The sequence below is a fragment of the Streptomyces boncukensis genome, from assembly GCF_011045075.1.
Classification (GTDB): Bacteria; Actinomycetota; Actinomycetes; order Streptomycetales; family Streptomycetaceae; genus Streptomyces; species Streptomyces boncukensis.
Map to the genome: position 1 here is coordinate 1 of NZ_JAAKZZ010000108.1, position 17,760 is coordinate 17,760.

At 71.3% G+C, this 17,760-nt stretch carries 24 protein-coding genes, 1 other RNA gene and 4 pseudogenes; 15 read left to right on the forward strand and 14 right to left on the reverse strand.

What is annotated here, in order from left to right; genetic code table 11:
* Nucleotides 1–31 precede the first annotated feature (31 nt).
* From G5C65_RS13190 to G5C65_RS13225, 8 genes are all read left to right on the forward strand, one after another.
* Nucleotides 32–859: a hypothetical protein gene (locus tag G5C65_RS13190; protein WP_165298988.1), complete on the forward strand. Its 828-nt coding sequence runs from the start codon at nucleotides 32–34 to the stop codon at nucleotides 857–859.
* A 19-nt stretch (nucleotides 860–878) separates the two neighbouring features.
* Nucleotides 879–1,403 (forward strand): hypothetical protein, encoded by a 525-nt coding sequence (locus G5C65_RS13195; protein ID WP_165298989.1) that lies wholly within the window; start codon nucleotides 879–881, stop codon nucleotides 1,401–1,403.
* A gap of 24 nt (nucleotides 1,404–1,427) precedes the next feature.
* On the forward strand, nucleotides 1,428–1,874 hold the full coding sequence (locus G5C65_RS13200; protein ID WP_165298990.1) for a hypothetical protein: 447 nt from the start codon (nucleotides 1,428–1,430) through the stop codon (nucleotides 1,872–1,874).
* An 11-nt stretch (nucleotides 1,875–1,885) separates the two neighbouring features.
* Nucleotides 1,886–2,767 carry a glycoside hydrolase family 25 protein gene (locus tag G5C65_RS13205; protein ID WP_338146369.1) on the forward strand — a complete coding sequence of 294 codons (882 nt, stop codon included), beginning with the start codon at nucleotides 1,886–1,888 and terminating at the stop codon, nucleotides 2,765–2,767.
* Between the two features lie 3 nt (nucleotides 2,768–2,770).
* On the forward strand, nucleotides 2,771–2,992 hold the full coding sequence (locus G5C65_RS13210; RefSeq protein ID WP_165298992.1) for a hypothetical protein: 222 nt from the start codon (nucleotides 2,771–2,773) through the stop codon (nucleotides 2,990–2,992).
* Between the two features lie 2 nt (nucleotides 2,993–2,994).
* Complete coding sequence (locus tag G5C65_RS13215) at nucleotides 2,995–3,234, forward strand: holin (protein ID WP_206441736.1); 240 nt, start codon at nucleotides 2,995–2,997, stop codon at nucleotides 3,232–3,234.
* Nucleotides 3,231–3,476: a hypothetical protein gene (locus tag G5C65_RS13220; RefSeq protein WP_165298993.1), complete on the forward strand. Its 246-nt coding sequence runs from the start codon at nucleotides 3,231–3,233 to the stop codon at nucleotides 3,474–3,476. Before G5C65_RS13215 ends, G5C65_RS13220 begins: the two co-directional genes overlap by 4 nt.
* 66 nt (nucleotides 3,477–3,542) lie before the next feature.
* The gene (locus G5C65_RS13225) at nucleotides 3,543–3,800 is read left to right on the forward strand and encodes a hypothetical protein (protein WP_165298994.1); all 258 of its coding nucleotides are present in this window, start codon (nucleotides 3,543–3,545) and stop codon (nucleotides 3,798–3,800) included.
* A 183-nt stretch (nucleotides 3,801–3,983) separates the two neighbouring features.
* Here G5C65_RS13225 and G5C65_RS13230 read toward each other — a convergent pair whose 3' ends face one another.
* The 4 genes from G5C65_RS13230 to G5C65_RS13245 all read right to left on the reverse strand — a co-directional run bounded on the left by G5C65_RS13230 (nucleotide 3,984) and on the right by G5C65_RS13245 (nucleotide 5,884).
* The gene (locus G5C65_RS13230; RefSeq protein WP_165298995.1) at nucleotides 3,984–4,652 is read right to left on the reverse strand and encodes a helix-turn-helix domain-containing protein; all 669 of its coding nucleotides are present in this window, start codon (nucleotides 4,650–4,652) and stop codon (nucleotides 3,984–3,986) included.
* A gap of 34 nt (nucleotides 4,653–4,686) precedes the next feature.
* Complete coding sequence (locus tag G5C65_RS13235) at nucleotides 4,687–5,196, reverse strand: hypothetical protein (protein ID WP_165298996.1); 510 nt, start codon at nucleotides 5,194–5,196, stop codon at nucleotides 4,687–4,689.
* A gap of 158 nt (nucleotides 5,197–5,354) precedes the next feature.
* A complete protein-coding gene (locus tag G5C65_RS13240) occupies nucleotides 5,355–5,618 on the reverse strand; it encodes a hypothetical protein (RefSeq protein WP_165298997.1) in 264 nt (87 codons plus the stop codon).
* Nucleotides 5,619–5,659: 41 nt separating this feature from the next.
* The gene (locus tag G5C65_RS13245; RefSeq protein ID WP_165298998.1) at nucleotides 5,660–5,884 is read right to left on the reverse strand and encodes a hypothetical protein; all 225 of its coding nucleotides are present in this window, start codon (nucleotides 5,882–5,884) and stop codon (nucleotides 5,660–5,662) included.
* Between the two features lie 156 nt (nucleotides 5,885–6,040).
* Here G5C65_RS13245 and G5C65_RS13250 point away from each other — a divergent pair, with 156 nt between their 5' ends.
* The 5 genes from G5C65_RS13250 (at nucleotide 6,041) to G5C65_RS13270 (ending at nucleotide 8,925) form a co-directional block, all read left to right on the forward strand.
* Complete coding sequence (locus tag G5C65_RS13250; protein WP_165298999.1) at nucleotides 6,041–7,264, forward strand: helix-turn-helix domain-containing protein; 1,224 nt, start codon at nucleotides 6,041–6,043, stop codon at nucleotides 7,262–7,264.
* A gap of 189 nt (nucleotides 7,265–7,453) precedes the next feature.
* Nucleotides 7,454–7,777 (forward strand): hypothetical protein, encoded by a 324-nt coding sequence (locus G5C65_RS13255; protein WP_241265763.1) that lies wholly within the window; start codon nucleotides 7,454–7,456, stop codon nucleotides 7,775–7,777.
* Between the two features lie 103 nt (nucleotides 7,778–7,880).
* Nucleotides 7,881–8,138, forward strand: a complete 258-nt coding sequence (locus tag G5C65_RS13260; RefSeq protein WP_165299000.1) for a hypothetical protein — start codon at nucleotides 7,881–7,883, stop codon at nucleotides 8,136–8,138.
* Nucleotides 8,139–8,336: 198 nt separating this feature from the next.
* On the forward strand, nucleotides 8,337–8,744 hold the full coding sequence (locus G5C65_RS13265) for a hypothetical protein (RefSeq protein WP_165299001.1): 408 nt from the start codon (nucleotides 8,337–8,339) through the stop codon (nucleotides 8,742–8,744).
* Nucleotides 8,745–8,769: 25 nt separating this feature from the next.
* On the forward strand, nucleotides 8,770–8,925 hold the full coding sequence (locus G5C65_RS13270) for a hypothetical protein (protein ID WP_165299002.1): 156 nt from the start codon (nucleotides 8,770–8,772) through the stop codon (nucleotides 8,923–8,925).
* Between the two features lie 63 nt (nucleotides 8,926–8,988).
* Here G5C65_RS13270 and G5C65_RS13275 read toward each other — a convergent pair whose 3' ends face one another.
* The 5 genes and pseudogenes from G5C65_RS13275 to G5C65_RS13295 form a co-directional block, all read right to left on the reverse strand.
* Nucleotides 8,989–9,222 (reverse strand): helix-turn-helix domain-containing protein, encoded by a 234-nt coding sequence (locus G5C65_RS13275; protein ID WP_338146370.1) that lies wholly within the window; start codon nucleotides 9,220–9,222, stop codon nucleotides 8,989–8,991.
* 445 nt (nucleotides 9,223–9,667) lie between these two features.
* An RNA gene (rnpB, locus tag G5C65_RS13280) (RNase P RNA component class A) lies at nucleotides 9,668–10,082 on the reverse strand.
* Between the two features lie 17 nt (nucleotides 10,083–10,099).
* Nucleotides 10,100–10,567: an SSI family serine proteinase inhibitor gene (locus G5C65_RS13285; RefSeq protein WP_165299003.1), complete on the reverse strand. Its 468-nt coding sequence runs from the start codon at nucleotides 10,565–10,567 to the stop codon at nucleotides 10,100–10,102.
* Nucleotides 10,568–10,609: 42 nt separating this feature from the next.
* A pseudogene (locus tag G5C65_RS13290) lies at nucleotides 10,610–10,792 on the reverse strand (MFS transporter); the annotation flags it as partial.
* 159 nt (nucleotides 10,793–10,951) lie between these two features.
* Nucleotides 10,952–12,172 (reverse strand): right-handed parallel beta-helix repeat-containing protein, encoded by a 1,221-nt coding sequence (locus G5C65_RS13295; RefSeq protein WP_165299004.1) that lies wholly within the window; start codon nucleotides 12,170–12,172, stop codon nucleotides 10,952–10,954.
* Nucleotides 12,173–12,484: 312 nt separating this feature from the next.
* On the opposite strand from G5C65_RS13295, the pseudogene G5C65_RS40725 reads away from it, so the two are divergent.
* Together G5C65_RS40725 and G5C65_RS40415 are read left to right on the forward strand one after the other, a co-directional pair.
* A pseudogene (locus G5C65_RS40725) lies at nucleotides 12,485–12,703 on the forward strand (beta-galactosidase); the annotation flags it as partial.
* Nucleotides 12,690–12,779 (forward strand): annotated as a pseudogene (locus G5C65_RS40415) (hypothetical protein); the annotation flags it as partial. The pseudogenes G5C65_RS40725 and G5C65_RS40415, both read left to right, overlap by 14 nt.
* A gap of 156 nt (nucleotides 12,780–12,935) precedes the next feature.
* On the opposite strand, the gene G5C65_RS13305 reads toward G5C65_RS40415, so the two are convergent.
* From G5C65_RS13305 to G5C65_RS13325, 5 genes and pseudogenes are all read right to left on the reverse strand, one after another.
* Nucleotides 12,936–13,916, reverse strand: a complete 981-nt coding sequence (locus tag G5C65_RS13305; RefSeq protein WP_165299011.1) for a LacI family DNA-binding transcriptional regulator — start codon at nucleotides 13,914–13,916, stop codon at nucleotides 12,936–12,938.
* A 244-nt stretch (nucleotides 13,917–14,160) separates the two neighbouring features.
* A pseudogene (locus G5C65_RS39185) lies at nucleotides 14,161–14,482 on the reverse strand (substrate-binding domain-containing protein); the annotation flags it as partial.
* 175 nt (nucleotides 14,483–14,657) lie between these two features.
* Nucleotides 14,658–15,707: an LLM class F420-dependent oxidoreductase gene (locus tag G5C65_RS13315; protein WP_165299005.1), complete on the reverse strand. Its 1,050-nt coding sequence runs from the start codon at nucleotides 15,705–15,707 to the stop codon at nucleotides 14,658–14,660.
* A 55-nt stretch (nucleotides 15,708–15,762) separates the two neighbouring features.
* Nucleotides 15,763–16,764 carry a beta-ketoacyl-ACP synthase 3 gene (locus G5C65_RS13320; protein ID WP_165299006.1) on the reverse strand — a complete coding sequence of 334 codons (1,002 nt, stop codon included), beginning with the start codon at nucleotides 16,762–16,764 and terminating at the stop codon, nucleotides 15,763–15,765.
* A partial coding sequence (locus G5C65_RS13325) for a beta-ketoacyl-ACP synthase 3 (RefSeq protein ID WP_165299007.1) occupies nucleotides 16,761–17,760 on the reverse strand: 1,000 nt, incomplete at its 5' end. The genes G5C65_RS13325 and G5C65_RS13320, both read right to left, overlap by 4 nt.

Consider the following 17,760-nt stretch of genomic DNA (forward strand, 5'->3'; position numbering starts at 1 on the left):
CAGTTTCCCCCGTGTGGAAGAGGTGCTGTGGGTGGACGAGGTGCGCCTCGCGCCGAAGCCGCCGAGCGGGTCCCAGCCGGAGAACTTCCCCCTGGACCTCGCGGTGGGCGGGGAGTCGGTCACTGCGACCTCCGTGGAGCCTTTGGCATGGGACCGCTTCACTCGTACCGAGACCGACACGTGGGGTACCAGCGGCTCCGGGCACGACTGGCGGGAGGTGCAGGGAGACCCCACGGACCGCAGCGTGGATGGCACCTCGGGGCTCATCGTGTTGCAGTCCTCGCCCTCCGAGATCCGGTTCCAGGAGGTCCTGGAGCTGGCTAGCACCGCGGACTGTGAGTTCCTCCTGTCCGTCACGCCTGACCAACTCGCCACCGGCGCCTCGTATCTGCCGGGGGTCTTCTTCCGGGGGGATCGGTGGGAGTACTACCGGTGCCGCACGGTGCTGGGCACGGACGGCAGCGTCGGGCTCCAGGCTGTGCAGGTGACGACGGTGATCGGGTCGGCGGTTACCACCCCCTACAGCTACAGCGGCGGGACGAAGCTGTGGCTGCGGGCGCGGATGGACGGGCTGCGGGTGCGCGGGCGGGTGTGGCCGGACAGCGCCGGATCGCCAGAGCCGGCGGCCTGGCAGATCGACCAGGCCATGCCGACGGGTCCGAACCCGAACGGCTCGGTGGGGCTGACCTGCAGCGCGTTCGCGGGCAACACCAATACCAACCCCCAGTTCGCCTATGACGATTTCGAGATCACGACGCCGCAGCGCTTCACGGTGACCCGCAGCGTGAACGGTGTGACCAAGGACCACTTGAAGGGGGCAGGCGTCGCGCTCGCGCAGCCTGCTCACGTGGCGTTCTGATGGGAAGGGGGTGGGTGGCGTGACGTATGTGCCGCACCTGGCCGGGGAGAAGATCACGGCCGACAAATTGCGCGAGATGGTCGGCGTGTGGGCTGCCTATGAGCCGACGTGGACGGCGTCGTCCGGGTCCACGACGCTCGGCGACGGCACGCTGGACGGCCGCTACACCCGCATCGGGAACACGATTTTCTTCTCGGTCCGGCTGGAGTGGGGATCGACTACCACGACCAGCGTGTCCACGGCCTATTGGGAGTTCGCTCTGCCCGAGGCGCCGTCCGATGTGCAGGGCAACACCTGGCAGCCGGTGCAGGCGTGGGCGTTCGACACCTCGGCGTCGGCGCGGTGGGTGTGTCAGGCGTACATCAACGGCACCAACGACGTGATCACCGCGATCGTGACTCACGCGGACGGCGGGTTCATCGACCGGTCGGAGATGCCGGATCAGACCGCCGCGGGCGGAGCGACCGACAGCGTTCAGCCTGGCTCGGTGGCGTGGGCGAACGGGGACCGGCTGAACCTGTGGGGCTGGTACGAAGCGGCCTGACGGCCGGGAAAGGGAGTGGGGCCGATGGCCACCATGTGCAAGCTGTTCACGAACACCGACCAGGAGATACCGCCGCAGACGTGGACGACGGTCCGCTTCGACGTCGTGCTGCGGGATGACGGGATGTACCAGGGCACCGGGCTGGTCACCGACGCGGAGTCCGCGCTGATCCAGCCGCCCGCCGATGGCGACTACCTGTGGTTCCGGTTCGTGCACTGGGACTCGATCACAACGTCCGACTGTGATCCCGAGGTGCAGTTCATCGAGCGGTTCGTCCGCGACCCCTACACGGACCCGGACAGCACCGGCTCGCAGGACGGGGACGACACCGCAGGCCGTGAGTTCCACCTGGGCGGGTGGGCGTTCAAGGGGCGTGCGGGTCAGCCGGTGGCTGTGGAGGTGTGGCACAACCACAGCGAGCCGGTGGACGTGACGCATGCGCAGTTCATCGCGATGACCTGGGACTACTGATGATCAAGGGTGTGGATGTCGCTTCGTACCAGTCCCGTATCTACGACACGAGCGGGCTGGACTTCGCCATCATCAAGATCACTGAGGGGACGTCGTACACGAACCCCAAGTGGGTCGCGCAGCGGCAGACCGCGCGGGATGCCGGGCTGGTCACCGGCTTCTACCACTTCGTCCGGGGCGGCAGCATGCGGGCGCAAGCCGACTACTTCCTGTCAAAGATCAACCTCGTACCCGGTGACTTCCTCGTCCTCGACTGGGAGGACCCCGGGGTCAGCAACGCCGACAAGGACGCCTGGATCCGGTACGTCCAGGAGCAGCGGCCGGGCCATCGAGTGCTGCTGTACTGCAACGTCGACTTCTGGCTGAACCGAGAGCGCACGTCGTTCGCCGGGGACGGGCTGTGGATCGCCCAGTACAACGGCCGCCCCGGCAGGCCCTCGATCCACGCTCCGTGGCTGATCCACCAGTACACATCGACCCCGATCGACACCAACCTCGCCGCTTTCACCAGCCGCGCGGCCATGCGCGCCTGGGCCACCGGCACCACACAGGAGGACGACATGCCCACGCAGAAGGAGCTGTACGACGGCGCCTGGGAGCTGGACGGCCACATGGCCGTGCCCTGGGGCAGCGACAGCAACCCCACCTGGAAGCCGAAGTCCGTCCTGGTCCACATCGGCCAGGTCGCCCGGGAGACCCGCGGCCGGGTGAAGGGGCTGGAGAACGCGGTCGCGGAGCTGGCGGCGCAGGGCGCGGCCCGGGACGCGGTGCTGGAACGGCTCGCAGAGGGCGGCGGGCTCGACGCCGCCGAGGTCCAGGCCGCCGCAGAGGCCGGCGCCCAGGCCGCCCTCGACCGGCTGGCGCTCGCGCTGGCTGCGGACGAGGAGGGCTGAATCATGGCAGAGCGTCACCCTGGCACGACACATCTGCTCCGCTGCTTCGAGTACGGGCACCTTCCGGGGCGGCTCCAGGCTGTCAGCGAGCCGTGCCACGGTCTCGCGCATGAGATGACTGCCGCGCTGCCGGACGGACCTGAGCTGACAGCGGGGCTGCGGAAGCTGCTGGAGGCCAAGGACTGCTTCGTCCGGGCCGCGCTTGATGTCCCGAAGGAGGACTGATCATGACCACCATGGCGTTCTGGACCGCGACGCTGGAGCGGATGGTCCGCACGTTCGCGCAGGCGCTCATCGCCGCGCTCGGGCTCGATTCCACCGGGGTGCTGGAGGCCCCGTGGGGTGATGCGCTGTCGCTGGCGGGTGGTGCTGCGGTGCTGGCGCTGCTGACCGCCGTGGCGACCTCCGGTACCGGGGGCGACGGTCCGGGGGTGACCGAGGCCGTGCGCGAGCGGGCGCGGCCGTGACCCCACCGGAGGAGCGCGATGTCGCGCTGGAGCTGGAGAGGCTGCGGGGAACAGTCGAAGCCGGATTCGCCCGGCTCGACGGCCGCCTCGACCTCGCGCTCCAGCGCACCGAGCAGACCGAGGGCGAGCTGGCCCGGCTCGGGGAGCGGGTGGCGGCGCTGGAACAGCGGGTGTGGGCCGCGTCCGGCGCCGCGACCGCGCTCGGCGCCGCCATCGGCTACGCGCTTCAGATCATCACCTGACAGACCGCCCGCGGCGCGCGTACGTTGTGCGTGTCGGACAGGTACGGACTTAGGGGGCTGAGGCCCATGGCGAGCGAGGTGCACGTGTCGGACGCGCTCGCCGACGCCGCGCGCCGTTTAGAACTGCCCGTCCCCAGCGTGGCCGAAGCCGCCGCCGTCCTCATGGACCCCGCCGGCCCGGGTGCCCCCTGGTGCGAAGCCGAGGTGATCGACGCGCTGGCGGACATGGCGATGATGGCGTGGGACGGGGCGCTGACGGTCCCGGCGACGACGCTGCGGTGGATCTGCGCGATCGACGCGGGCGAGGTGCCGCAGTCCGCGTGACGGCCTCTCCCCGCCGGGCTCTGTCCGGCGACGGACAACAAGAACGGCCCGCCGTAGCGGGCCGTTCGATACCCCGCGTGCGCGGGGAGCATGCGGCCCGCAGCAGCTAAGTAAGGGCCATCCCCGCAGAAGCGGGGAGCAACGGGGCCACTATGGCACACCGCGAGCCGTGCGCGCACCGGGTCAGCGCGACTGCTCGCCCGCGATCTCATCCGGCACCCCATGAGCAGCCGCGATGGCCTCGCGGATAGTGGTCACCGTCTCCTCGGTGACCGCCAGCCACCAGTACACGTCCCGATCGCGCGGGTTGTCCGTCAGCAGCTCCGGGCGCATCGGTCGGCGCGACACGATCGCATCGTCGCCAAGGTCGGCGAGCATGGCGTGGATCGCGGCGTGCGCCTCCTGCCGGGACAGGCCCGTCGCCTCGATCACCTCGTACAGCAGATCGTAGGAGTGCACTGCCCGGCCGGGGATGATGGAGGCGATCTCCACCAGGGTCGGCGCGTACTCGATCCCGACGCCGGCCTGCTCGGCGGCGCGGGCGGTGACGGCGCGGTGCCATGCTGCCGACCACCGCTCGCCCGGGTGCGCGAGGCGGTACTGCTCGTCGTCGGAGTAGGTCAGCAGCGGCCCGTCTCCGGCCCTGGCGGCCGTGTCGGCGACGGCCTGCGCGGTGTCGGTGCTGATCTGGCGCAGCTCGGCAGCCACCCCCTCGGGTACCCGATAGCGGCCCTCTTCCCATCGGCGGGCGGTGCGGGGGTCGACACCGAGCATCCGTGCCAGGTGGTCGCCGGTCAGTCCGGCCAGCTCGCGGCGGGCCCGGTACTCGGCGGCCGTCATCGTGTCACTCATCTGCGTCTCCTGGCTGTGCGGTGGGATGGATGGGCTACAGGGCGTCGATGGCGGTGCGGACGCCGGAGGTGATGGCGTTCCAGACCTCGTCGCGGCTGGCGACGCGGGACTCGCTCCAGCCGTAGCGGCAGTGGATTTTGCCGGTGGCGGCGTCGAACCAGATCTTGTCGATGCTGCTGAGGATCTTGCTGGCCTGCGCGTTGGAGATCCGCTCGCCCTGCCAGAGGGCGAACTGAATGTTGCCGGAGTTGTAGCGGGTGATCTCCAGCCCGGCCAGCTCCGCCCAGTCGTTGAGGTAGACGCGGTGCTTGCCGTAGCGCTGCCACTCGCTGCCGCCGATCGCGGTCATCGTCTCGACCGAGTACACGACGGGGCGGGGCTTGCGGGTGCGGAGCTTGCTGAGGGCGATGCGGTGCGCGAGGGACGCGGCGTCGATGGCCCACCGGCCGGCGTGCTTGGTGGCGGTGACGGCGCCGTAGCGGCACCAGCGGCGGATGGTGGCGACGGTGACGTCGGCCTGGGCGGCTGCGGTGGTGGTGTTCATTGGGGCTCCCGTGTCGGTGCGGGTGGGCCTGGGACTGGATTCCCTGGCCTCATGACAACCACTATAGCGCCCTAATTTAGGGCACCACAAGAGGGTGGCCCGTGATTCTCTGACGTGCCGCCCGCACCCGTACTACGACCCCCCGTGCAGCGCCACTGTCAGGGACTGTCGCCGTCCCAGTACCAGCGGCTGGTGTCGCCGTCGCGGGCCGAGTACCAGGCGCGTCCGCCGGGTCCGTAGGCGCCGATCTCGGTGATCAGGGCGGCTCCCTCGGCGATCTCCTCGCCACTCTGTCCGGTGACATCGATGAGGAGCCCGTCCAGCGGGCCGCCGATGAGGGCGACGTATCGGTGGCCGGGCTCGGCGTAGGGGTGGGGGTCATCGTGATCGGACCCGTAAACCCTGCGGCGCATCTGGTCCATGCTGCCCAGCGTGCCAGCCAGGTGTGACAACGGCAGGCGGGTCAGGATTCATCACCGTCTCCTGGGCCCCAGGCCCAGGCTCCGCCGCCGCGCCATTCGATCAGCTCGGGGTCGTCCAACCGCACATCGGCGGGCTCCAGCCCGACGGCCTGGAGCAGGTCGAGCAGGTCGTAGACGTGGTGCGCGGTGCCGAGGATGCGGCCTCGGGCGACGACGCGGCGGCCGCCTTCGGCGTCGGGCGGGTGCACGGTGATCGGCGCGGCCATGACACCACCGTGCGCCGCGGGGCGCCCGCCCGCATCCTGGTCACGAGCCCGGAGGGTCACCGTCTCTACCTCGAACGGGTTCTGTCCGTCATGCGCCTTACCCCGCGTCGACGCCGGGCGTAGCGTGGGAAGACAGGCTCTCTGGCGGGGGTAGACATGACGATCGACAGCATCGGTGCGCGGATCGCGAAGCTGCGCGACTTCCGGGGCCAGATGACACAGGAGCGTCTCGCGGAGCTGGCAGGCGTGTCCGTGGACACGATTCGGAAGCTGGAGCAGGGGCGCCGGAGTACCGCCCGGATCGGTACGCTGCGCAAGCTCGCGTCCGCGCTTGACGTCGAACTGGAACGGCTCCTAGGGCAGCCCACCGTGACCACGCAGACTGCGCCCGACGATGGCGGCCTCCTCGCCCTCCGCGACGCCATCCAGGACGTCGACGCCCTCCCTGGCGTCCTCATGGACATCGACCTCGACGATGCCCTCGATGCCGAGGCGTGGACGGCTACGGTTCGCGAGGCGACTTCCCTGTACTGGCGGGGCGAGTACAGCACCCTGTCCGGGCGGTTGCCGCTGATTCTCCGCGACGGCAACAAGGTGGTCCGCGAGTTGACGGGCGCAGCAGCCGAGAAGGCGTGGCAGCAGCTCGCTCTCAGCTATCAGCTCGCCGCGTCCCTCGCGACGCAGGCTGGGCATGCCTCGTGGGCTTTTGACGCGGTCCGCAAGCAGCTTGAGGCGGCCGAGCGCGCCTCGGACTCACTGATGTCCGGCATGGGGGTGAGCACCCTGTCGTGGGTATTGCTGCGTCAGGGCAGGTGGGAGCAGGCTCAGCAGGTGGCCGAGCGGAAGGCGGACGCGCTGGAGCCCTCGTTTCGCAGGTCCACGCCTGCCGAGTTCGCCGTGTACGGCAACCTGCTGATCGCCGCCGCGACTCCGGCGGCGCGCCGGGACCGACACGACGAGGCGCGCGCGCACCTCAACCTCGCCGAGTCGGCGGCCGTCCGGTCGGGGGCTGTGCGGGTGTACGGAACCGCGTTCTCCACCATGGACGTGCTCACGCAGCAGGTGAACATCTCAATCGCTGGGGAACAGGCCGACTACGCCCACGCCCTCACCGTCGCGGGCCACGTCGATCGGAGCGCGATCTCTCGGCCGGTGCACAGCGCCGCCCACCGTGTGGACGTTTCCCACGCGCAGTATGAGACGGGCGACGGGGATGGTGCGCTGGAGACGCTGCTGGAGGTCGAGCGGGACCAGCCGGAGTGGATCCGGTACCAGACGCTGGCGGCCGTGACGGTGCGGGAGATGCTGGAGGCAGAGCGACGGAAGAGCACGCCGCTGCGGGGTCTCGCGGCGCGGCTGGGCGTAGACCCCCTACTTTGAGGCGAGTTGGCGACGCGGGTAGGACAACGCGTCCTACCCGCGCCAGAATTGTGTCCGGAGATGGGTAACACCGTCCCTGGGTTGTGGTCGCGCCGCTTCGTAGCGTGATCTGCATGGCTGGCGCCGACCTGTACCCCCGCCAGAGGTCGGGTCGGCGCCGCGCCCCCATGCGGACCAGGGAGCGACACGGTGACCAGCAGACGAACCCCTTCCGAGGCAGAGCGTCGCAGGCAGCTCGCTGACGCGAGCGCCGGGATTGCCCCGGACTCACCCGCCGAGCACCCCCTGGAACGGGGCGCGTATGTGGTGGATGAGGCCGCCGCGCGGGAGTCGCCTCCGGCGTCCTGCTGGCTGGGCCGGGTGCAGATGGTGCTCGGCGACGGCTGGGTGCGGATCATCCTGCCGCACGCGGTCGAGGTGACCACCCGCATCGGCGACCTGCGCGACGCCACCGACGACGAGCGCGCCGCCTACGACGCCAGGGTGGCCCGGTGCCGGGAGACGCGGCTATGAGCGTGATGACCATCCGCGTCTCCCGGGACGCCGGCGCCACCTGGACGGCCCGCGCCACAGTACGGGGCGGGGATCGGGCGCCGCTGACACTGGCCTGGCCCCCATGCGCCTGCCCCCGCTGCCGCACGCCCCGGCAGGCCCGGCAGTGAGCGGCGACGGGCTGGTGACCCCGGGCTGGTGCCTGCGGTGCGAGCGGCGGGTGCCGGACTCGATGGCGGTCGCCTATGTGGAGACCGGGTCGGGGCCGGGCGGGATCGTGGAGGCGTGTGTGCGGCACGCGCGCCAGCTGGCCGCGAGCCCGGCCGCCCCGCAGTGGCTCAAGGACGATATCGCCGCGCTCGACGGGAGCATCACTCGATGAGATTTCCCTGGACGACTGGCCCGCACCCGAAGTGCACGTGCGGGGGTGTGATCCGGCCCAACGGACAGGGGCGTCCGCAGTGCTCGGGCTGCGGCACGGTCTTCGGTCACACGCCGCTCTCCGACGCGGAGCAGCGCTCAGGGGGTGCCCGGTATCCCTAGAATCAGATCGCCTCCGACACGTCAGGAAGATCCACAAATGCGCATTGATCGTTTCCAGTCCTTCGCCCTCGACGCCTACCGGCAGGCGCCCGAGATTGCCTCTGCCGAGCCGTGGCAGGAGGGCACGCGGCGCCCGTATGGCATCGAGCTGACGGTGGCCGGGCGGACCGTGCGGCACGCGCTCACCCGCGTACCGGTGGCCGGGGAGGACATGGAGACGCCGGAGCAGGCGCCGGTGGAGGGTGAGCCGCCCGCGCCGGTCGAGCCCCGGCCCGCGCCCGGGGGGGTGCGGGATCGGCAGACGGCGCAGTACCTCGCAGCCGTCCTGGCGGGCACCGGCCACCGCGAGATCGCCCGCGTGTACGCGTACGACGAGCAGTCCCAGAACGCGGGGCTCGGTGTGGAGTTCCACAGCGGCGCGAAGATCCACATGCTGCTGACATGACCGGGCCCCTCTTCGGAGGTGGACCATGCGAGCACGACGGTACGACCCCAGCCAGACCAGCTTCGCGACCTGCCCCGTATGCGGGACCAACGTGTCGGTGGAGCCGGGAGAGCCGACGCCGCAGCACCAGGAGACCGGCACGTCTCGGATGTGCGACGGGGCCGGCATGCCTGCGATGTGACCGCCCCGGCCGCCTCGCACACCCCCAGGCAGGCGGCCGGGGTTCACACGGGGTGTGAAGCGTTCACTCGCGGAGGAGGTCGGCGAGCGGGGTGTCGAGTGCGTCGGCGATGCGTAGGAGCCAGGAGAGGCGGGCATCAGTGGTTCCCGCCTCGATGCGCTGGAGGGTGGCGCGGTCGACGCCGGAGAGGTCTCGGAGGTGTTCTTGGGTGAGGTTGGCCTGCATGCGCTCGTGCTGGATACGGCGGCCGATGGTGCGTCGGCGTTCGAGGATCCGTTCGGGCTGCGGGGCGGGCACCCGTCGAGCGTTTATGGATCATGACTTGGAGTCAGCATCAGGCCAGATGCATTATTCGATCTTGTCAAGAGGCGTGGCGCCAAACTCACTGGAACGGATGAGGCGGGTGCGGGCGGGTTGCTGGCATATGCAACCACCCGCCAGAGTGGCGGCACTCGTGCTCATACGCCCCTCCAAGGCGGCCCGTCGCGGAGACGTCTGAGGAGGCGTGGAACGCGACGGGCGGGCGCCGCCCCGCACCCCATGGCCAGGGGGCGGGGCGGTCGTCATTTCGGGGTTGACCAGGCGTGATGAGCCTCATTCTGAGGCGGTTCTGAGGCGGCTCGCCGGGCCGAGGCGGTGCTCAGGCGGCCCCAGTATGGAAGGCGCCGGAGGGCACAGGAAGACCTAGAGGGGTACAGGAAGGCTGGTCAGGGCCCTCCGCCAGAGACCCAACAAGGTGGGGCGGACGAGTCGGCCTGTAGGCCGGGTTCTGTCACCCGGGTGCCTCGCGGCGCCCGGGGTGGCGGCCATCCATCTAGGGCCGGTGTTGCCACCGGCCTCCTGCGGTCTACCCGCGGACTCGGGCGGGCTGCCCTCGGTCGTCCGCGCAGGGCCGCTCTGTCGCGACCGGCCCCTCTTGACCTTGCTCCGGATGGGGTTTACCGAGCCGCCCAGGTCGCCCTGGGCGCTGGTGGTCTCTTACACCACCGTTTCACCCTTACCGGGTGCCGTACGGGTACGGCCCCGGCGGTCTGTTTTCTGTGGCACTGTCCCGCGGGTCGCCCCGGGTGGGCGTTACCCACCATCCTGCCCTGTGGAGCCCGGACCTTCCTCGGCGGAGCCCCGAAGAGCTCCGACGCGGCCGCCCGGCCGGCTCGTCCGCCGTATGGCCATCCTACCCGCGCGGGAGCAGCGGGATCATGCGGTCCCAGCGGTCGATCTCGCAGCCGTCCTCACGGCTGTAGCGGGCGTCGACCGGGCGGCCCGCCCAGCGGCCCTGGACGCGGGCGGTGGCGGGGCCGCCGTAGACCATGGTGCAGGAGGTGTGCGGCGGCACGGGCGCGAAGGGGTCCTTGCCCCAGACGACCAGCTCGTCCAGGCCGTCGCAGGCGGCCTTCGGCTCGGGGTGGCTGCCGCGCGCCGGGTGGCAGTAGAGCTCGTACGTGCCGTCGCGGGACGGGTCGGCGAGGCCCTCGACGGTCACGGTGAGGTGGTCGTCCTGCCACCGCTCGCCGGGGGGCGGGGCGACGGCCGCCGCCGGCACGGCGGACGCCGCCGACGCGGCGGAGGCCAGCGCCAGGATCAGCCCGGCGGCCGCGCGGGCGGTCCGTTTGCTGCGGGTCGGGCGCGCTGTCGGTGTCATACGGGTGCTCCAAGTCAGGTGAGTACACACGTCGCACCCGTATCAACCGGCAACGCGCGCGAACGTCACGCCGGTTGTGTGTCCGAACTCCGCCGCCGTCACCGCTATGGCCGCCGCGGGCGAGGTCCACTCGGCGATCCCGCCCGCGACGGCCGCGCCGACGCCCTGCGGGGTGAGCGTCCCGGACGAGTGCAGCCCGAGCGCGTGGCCGCTCAGCTCGCCGGGGAGCCGGACCCCGCGCCGCTGGCCGCCCTGCCAGGCGGGGCGGACGGTCCTGTACTCCCGCACGGCGGAGGGCGAGGCGCTGATACGGGCCCGGCCCGGACCCTGTCCGGGCGCCGCACCCCGGCCGGGGCGCCGGACGGGGTGCGGTGCCTCCCGGCCTCAGCACAGGTTCTGCGGGCTGTTGACCAGCTCCAGGTTCTCCACCCGGGTGTTGACCGCACAGGGCGACTCGTTGACGGCCGAGTTGGTCACGGTCATGTTCCGCAGCGTGATGTCGCGGGAGTTGGGGAACTCGCTGCGCGCCGCGATCCGGATGTCGCCGGGCCCGGCGACGGAGCCGCGCTCGCCCGCGATCGTCACGTTGTAGCAGTTCTCCAGCAGGATCGCGTTGCTGCCGGTCCCGGAGATGTCGACGCGGTCGATCACCGCCCCGCCGCTCTCGGAGACGCAGAAGATCCCGCGTCCGCCGCCGCGTGCGACCACCTCGCCGACCCGGATGTTGGTCTCGTACCCGTTGGAGACCCGCCCGTTCCGGTTCGCCATCCGGAAGGCCGCGTACCCGGTTCCGGTCCCCGCGTTCACCGCGTCGACCTTGCCGACCTGGGCGTTGACCGTGTCGTTCAGCAGCAGCCCGGAGTAGCCCACGTCGCGTGCGGTGACGGTGCCGACGGTGAAGCCGTCCACCCCGTAGGTCTCCACACCGTGGTTGCTGGTGCCCTCGACATGCACCCGGTCGATCGAGACGTTCCTGGTGGGGACGGCGCGGTTGTCGTGGTTGTCGATCCGCACGCCGAGCCCGCTGCGAAGCCTGACGTCGAGCTGTCCGAAGGACACGTCGGCGGCGTTGCGGACGAAGACCCCGAAGTACGGCGCCCCCGTGACGCTCAGATACGGCACCGACACATCGCTCGCGCCGCGCACCCGGACGGCGGCGTTGCCCGCCGTCGGCGTCCCCGACACATCGATCGCGCCGCACGCCTCGAAGCGCGTGTGGCTCGGCAGGTCGATCGACTCGCCGCCGCCGATCGAGCCCGCGTGCCAGACGACCACCGACTCCTGCTGGGTGCGGCCGGGCGTGAGGCTGTCCACGGCGGACTGCGCGGCGGCGCGGAAGTTGCCGCCGGTGTAGACGGTCCGGTCGCCGTTGACGGCCGTCCAGGTGCCGCCGTCCCGCCATACCTCGGCCTGGTAGCTCCCCCCGCCGCACTGCTGCACCGCCGCGTCCGGGCCGCCGGGCCGCGCCGTGCGGCTGCCGCCGCTCCGCTCCTCGCCCGCGGCGCTGCCCGGTGCGAGCAGCGCGCCCGCCACCACGGCGAGCGCCACCGCGCCCGCGGTGCCGAGGGAGGTCCTGCGTGTGGTCCAGGAGGCTCTGCTTCTCATCGTCCGGCTCCTCTGCTGCATGGCCTGTAAAACGCGTAGACAGGGCTTGCGCGGTTTGCCGAGGTGCCCCGCACACCGTCGAATATGAATCGATTCACCTCGCTACCGTCCCCCACCTGGGCTGCAAGGCTGTGGGAGAGGGTGCTGCGTCGGCTGTCCGCAATCGCTTGCGTACGGCCGTGCGGAGTTGAGGAGTGTGGCAACGGCCCCGGGGGCCGTCAACCCTCCGCGCGCCCTCCCGTGCCCCCGCCGCGTGGCGCGGGGCTTGCCACCCCCGGAATGGTTACGCAAACGTGAGCGGCGCGCCGCCGCCGCGTCCTCTCCGGAGCGCTGCGCCACTTCCGGGTGCACCCCGAACAGTGGGCGGACCGGCTGCGCAAGGCCCGTCTGATGGGTCTCAACACCGTGGAGACCTACGTCCCGTGGAACCTGCACCAGCCGAGCCCGGGGGGCTTCCGCTGGGAGGAGGAGCTCGCGCTGCCCCGGTGCCTCGACCTGGCGGCGGCTGAGGGCCTGCATGTGCTGCTCCGCCGACACGTTCCTCCACCTCGACGGCTGGACCAAGGGGAACGCCTGGATCAACGGGTTCCCGCTCGGGTGCTACTGGTCGCGCGGGCCGCAGCGCTCCCTCTACGTTCCGGCGCCCGCGCTGCGCGAGGGCGGCAACGAGGCCGTCGTCCTGGAGCTGCATGCCGGGCACCGTGCCCGCACCGTCGACCTCCGCCCCGACCCCGATCCCGGCCCTGACGGGGCACGGCGGCCCTCACCGGTAGGGGGCTGTGCTGCGCCGTTCGATCAGGGTGGTGGGCACCAGGGTGGTGCCCGGCGCGGAGTCGCCCCGCAGTGCGCCCAGCACGGCGTCCACGCAGAGTTCGCCGACCCGCGCGAAGTCCTGGCGGACCGTGGTCAGCGGGGGGATGAAGGAGGCGGCCTCGTCGATGTCGTCGAAGCCGACCACGCTCACGTCCTCCGGCACCCGGCGGCCGGCCTCGTGCAGTGCCCGCAGCACGCCGAGGGCCATCTGGTCGTTGGAGACGAAGACGGCCGTGCAGTCCCCCTCCGCCGCCAGCCGCAGTCCGGCGCGGTAGCCGGACTCCGCCGTCCAGTCGCCCCGCAGCGGCGGCGGCGCCGGGCACCCTGCCCGGCGCAGTGCGGCCTCCCAGGCGGCGGTGCGGCGGCCGGCGGCGAAGGAGTCCTCGGGCCCGGCGACGTGCCACACGGTGGGGTGGCCGAGCTCCAGCAGATGGCGCACGGCGGCCCGCGCCCCCTGGTGCTGGTCGGTGTCCACGACGGGGAAGCGGTCCCCGGCGTCGGAGTCGGCCACCACCACCTTGGCCTGCGGCGGCAGGGTGAGCTGGGCCGTGTCCAGCAGGTGCACCTCCATGATGAGGACGAACGCGTCGACCGCCAGCTCGCCGAGCCGGGTGAAGGCGCCCTCGACGCCGCCCCGGGTCGGCGCGTCGAGCGGGAGCAGCGTCACGGCGTACCCCTCGCGTGAGGCGCAGGCGGCGATGGCCTCCAGCGTCCGCACGTTCCCGGTGGTGGCCAGGCCCGTCGTGATGACGCCGAGGGTGTGAAAGGTGCCCCGCTTGAGGGCCCGCGCCGCGCTGTTGGGCCGGTAGCCCAGCTCCTTCATGGCTTCCAGGACCCGCTGGCGGGTGCGCTCGACGACCGCCCGGTCGCCGTTGGAGACGCGGGAGACCGTCTGCGAGGAGACCCCCGCGCGCCGCGCGACATCGGCCATCGACACCCGCCGGGGCGCCGCGTCCTTCTCGGTCACCGTGCTCCCTTCCCGCTTCCGTTTCCCTGGGCCGTTACCCGGCGGATCTTGCTGTGTCGGACCTGCCCCGTACCGTCTCGTCGCAGACTGCGGGAGTGTTGTGGCTGGTCGCGCAGTTCCCCGCGCCCCTTCGGGGCGCGCCCTGGCGCCCCGCGACGGGACGGCAAGGGGCACCCCCGACCCGGCAAGGTCCGCAGGAGGCGCTCACTCACGGTACCGGCGGCGGGGCCGTGGTCTCGCGTACGACCAGGCGCGTGGGCACCAGGGCGGTGCCGCGCTCCCGGGAGCTGGTGCGGATCTGCCGCAGGGCGCCGTCCACGAGCAGCAGGCGCGTCGGGGAGGTCGTCGAAGCCGACCACGCTGATGTCGCCGGGGACGGAGCGGCCCCGCCCGTGCAGCGCGCGCAGCACGCCGAGCGCCATCTGGTCGTTGGCGGCGAACACCGCGGTGCAGCCGGGCTCCTCGGCCAGGCGCCGGCCCGCGCGGTAGCCGGACTCGGCGGACCAGTCGCCGGGCAGCCGGTGCGGCAGGCCGACCCGGCGGGCACGTCACAGGTCGGGCAAGTCCTGGCCGTCGCGGCACGCCCACCAGCGGCACATCACGCCGCCCGCACACAGGACAGACCGTCCTCGGCTGCCATACCTGCCGCACCGGCACCACCATGAGCCGTGTTTCGGGTGCATCGTCGATTGGGCACCGTCCTGATCAACGCGCCATGGCTTCCGCAGCCGTGGACAGTGCGCCGACCCGCTCCTTCGCGGTACGCCCTGCGGGGAACAGGTTGACGGTGCTCACTCCCGCATCGGCGTACGCCCGCAGCCGGTCGGCGATACGGTCGCGGGTGCCGATCAGGGCGGTGGAGTCGATCAGCTGGTGGGGAACCGCGGCGGCAGCGCCGGTGCGGTCCCCGGCCAGGTACTTGCCCTGGATCTCGTCGGCGGCCTGCTCGAAGCCCATCCGCTGGACGGTGTGGTGGTAGAAGTTCCGCTGTTTGCTGCCCATGCCGCCGACGTACAGAGCGGTGGCGGCGCGGAGCCGGTCGGCTCCTTCCTGGATGTCCTCTTCGCGGTCGGTCCGGGTGACGATCAGGGGAACGTACGTCGTGATGTCGAAGCCGTCGAGCGTCTTCCCCACGCTTGCCCGGCCTGCCCGTAGGGGGGTCAGGGCGAGCGCGGCCTGCTCCGGCACGAAGAACATGCCCAGCCACCCGTCCGCGATCCGGCCGGTGAGTTCCAGGTTCTTCGGGCCGAGTGCGGCGATGTACAGCGGGATACGAGCGCGTACCGGCTGGATGGAGAGCCTCAGTGGCGGTGCGGCACTGCCGGGGAGTGGCAGTGTCCAGTGCGTGCCCTCATGGGTGACCCGTTCGCGGGCCAGGGCCTTGCGCACGATTTCGACGTACTCGCGTGTGCGGGTCAGCGGCCGGTCGAACTCGACGCCGTACCAGCCCTCGGAGACCAGGGGGCCCGATACGCCGAGTCCGAGCCGGAAGCGGCCCTCGGACAGCTGGTCGAGGGTGGCCGCGGTCATGGCGGTCATGGCGGGGGTGCGGGCGGGGATCTGGAAGACGGACGCGCCGATGTCGATGTGCCGGGTCCTGGCCGCGACGAAGGCCAGGACGGTGGCGGCATCGGAGCCGTGCGCCTCGGAGATCCAGCAGGCCACGTAGCCGAGGCGGTCCGCCGCCTGGACGACGGACATGTCGTTGGTGCCTCTCCAGAAGCCGGTGTACCCGAGGTTGAGACCAAGTCGCATGTTCCGTCCCTCGTGCGGGAGTTGTGTCGGTCTGCTGTCGCGGCTCGCCCCTGGTTCACGGCAGTTCGATGAGTTGGCCGGCGTAGGTGAGGCCCGCGCCGAATCCGAAGAGGAGGGCGAGGTCGCCCTTCTTGGCGGAACCGTCGCGCAGGAGCCGCTCGATGGCCAGAGGGATGGAGGCCGCACTGGTGTTGCCGGTCTCGATCACGTCGCGGGCGATCACCACATGGTCGGGCAGTTCGAGCTGCTCGGCGAGCATGTCGATGATGCGGCCGTTGGCCTGGTGCGGAATGAACGCGGCCAGATCGGCAAGGCCCACCCCAGCAGAGTCGAGGGCCCGGCCGATGGCAGCGGTGACGTCGTGCCGTACCCAGGTCCAGACCTTGTTGCCGTCCATCGTGATGGCTGGAGCGGGCAGCGTGCGGTCGGCCGCGTACTCGGGCCAGGTGCGGGTCATACGGATGACGTCGCTCCCAGATCCCTTGCTGCCCCAGGTCACCGGGCCGATTCCGGGGGAGTCGGATGGTCCGACGACGGCGGCACCGGCGCCGTCACCGAAGATCGCAACGATCGACCGGTCGCTGAAGTCGACGAAGTCGCTCACCCGTTCCGTGGCGATCACGAGGGCGAGGTCGGTGTTGCCGGAACCGATGTGGTCCCGCGCCGTGGCGAGGCAGTAGCAGAAGCCGGAGCAGGCCGAGGAGACGTCGTAGGCGACGGCGTGGTCGGCGCCGAGGCCGTGGGCGATTTGTGGTGAGAGGGAGGGGAGCTGGCTGGTGTGCCCCATCGTGGTGACGAGGATGCAGCCGATCTCGCGGGCCGTGGTACCGGCGGCCTCGAGGGCAGCCTGGGCGGCGGAGATTCCCATGGCGGAAAGGGTCTCGGTTTCATCGGCCATGCGGTGGGAGCGGATTCCCGTACGCGGAGGGAACCAGCTCTCGGTAACACCGCAGGCAGGAGCCAGCTCGCGGTTGTCGACCACACGCGCGGGCCGGTAGGCGCCGAGACCGAGAATCCGGGCGTTGCGGGTGGGGCGATCGGCAGGGCTGAGCTTCATGAGGGCCCTCCGGAGTCGTTGGTCCGTACTGCGCCGGGCAGTTCGATGAGTTGGCCGGCGTAGGTGAGGCCCGCGCCGAACCCGAAGAGGAGGGCGAGGTCGCCCTTCTTGGCGGAACCGTCGCGCAGGAGCCACTCGATGGCCAGAGGGATGGAGGCCGCACTGGTGTTGCCGGTCTCCGTCACGTCGCGGGCGATCACCACATGGCCGGGCAGTCCGAGCTGCTCGGCGAGCATGTCGATGATGCGGCCGTTGGCCTGGTGCGGAATGAACGCGGCCAGATCGGCAAGGCCCACCCCAGCACCGGCCAGCGCCCGGCCGACCACATCGGGGGCGTGCCGGAGGATCGAGCGGAGCAGCGCGCGCCCGTCCATGCGGATGACGGGGGGCGGCGCTTGCGGCTGGCCGACGAACTCCAGCCAGCTCGGTGTGGTGAGGGCCTCCCAGGCCGTGCAGTCGGAACCCCAGGCGACGGGCCCGATGCCGGATCCCTCGCCCGTCCCGACCACGGCCGCGCCCGCTCCGTCGGCGAAGAGCATGGCAGTGCTCCGGTCGGTGTGATCGGTGATCGAGCTGTACTGCTCCGCACCGATCACCAGGACGAGCCGGGCGCTGCCCGCGCGGATGTAGTCCGCGGCCGCGGTGAGTGCCAGGGAGAAGCCCGCACAGGCGGCCTTGAGGTCGAATGCTCCGGCTGCCGTCGTGCCGAGCAGGTGTGCGAGGCGTGGTGCCAGCGGAGGGGTCTGTGTCAGGTAGCTGCTGGTCGCCAGGATCACGCAGTCCACCTGCGCCGGGGAAATGCCGGCCGCGGTCAGGGCAAGGGTCCCGGCGCTGACGGCCATGGACTCCAGGCTCTCGTCCGGTCCGCAGAAGCGGCGGGAGACGATGCCGGAGCGCTTCTCGATCCAGTCGGCGGGCACGGCAGTGCGGTGTGCCACCTCTTCGTTGGTGACGAGCCGGGTGGGGCGGTGGACTCCCAGTGACATCACGTGGGGG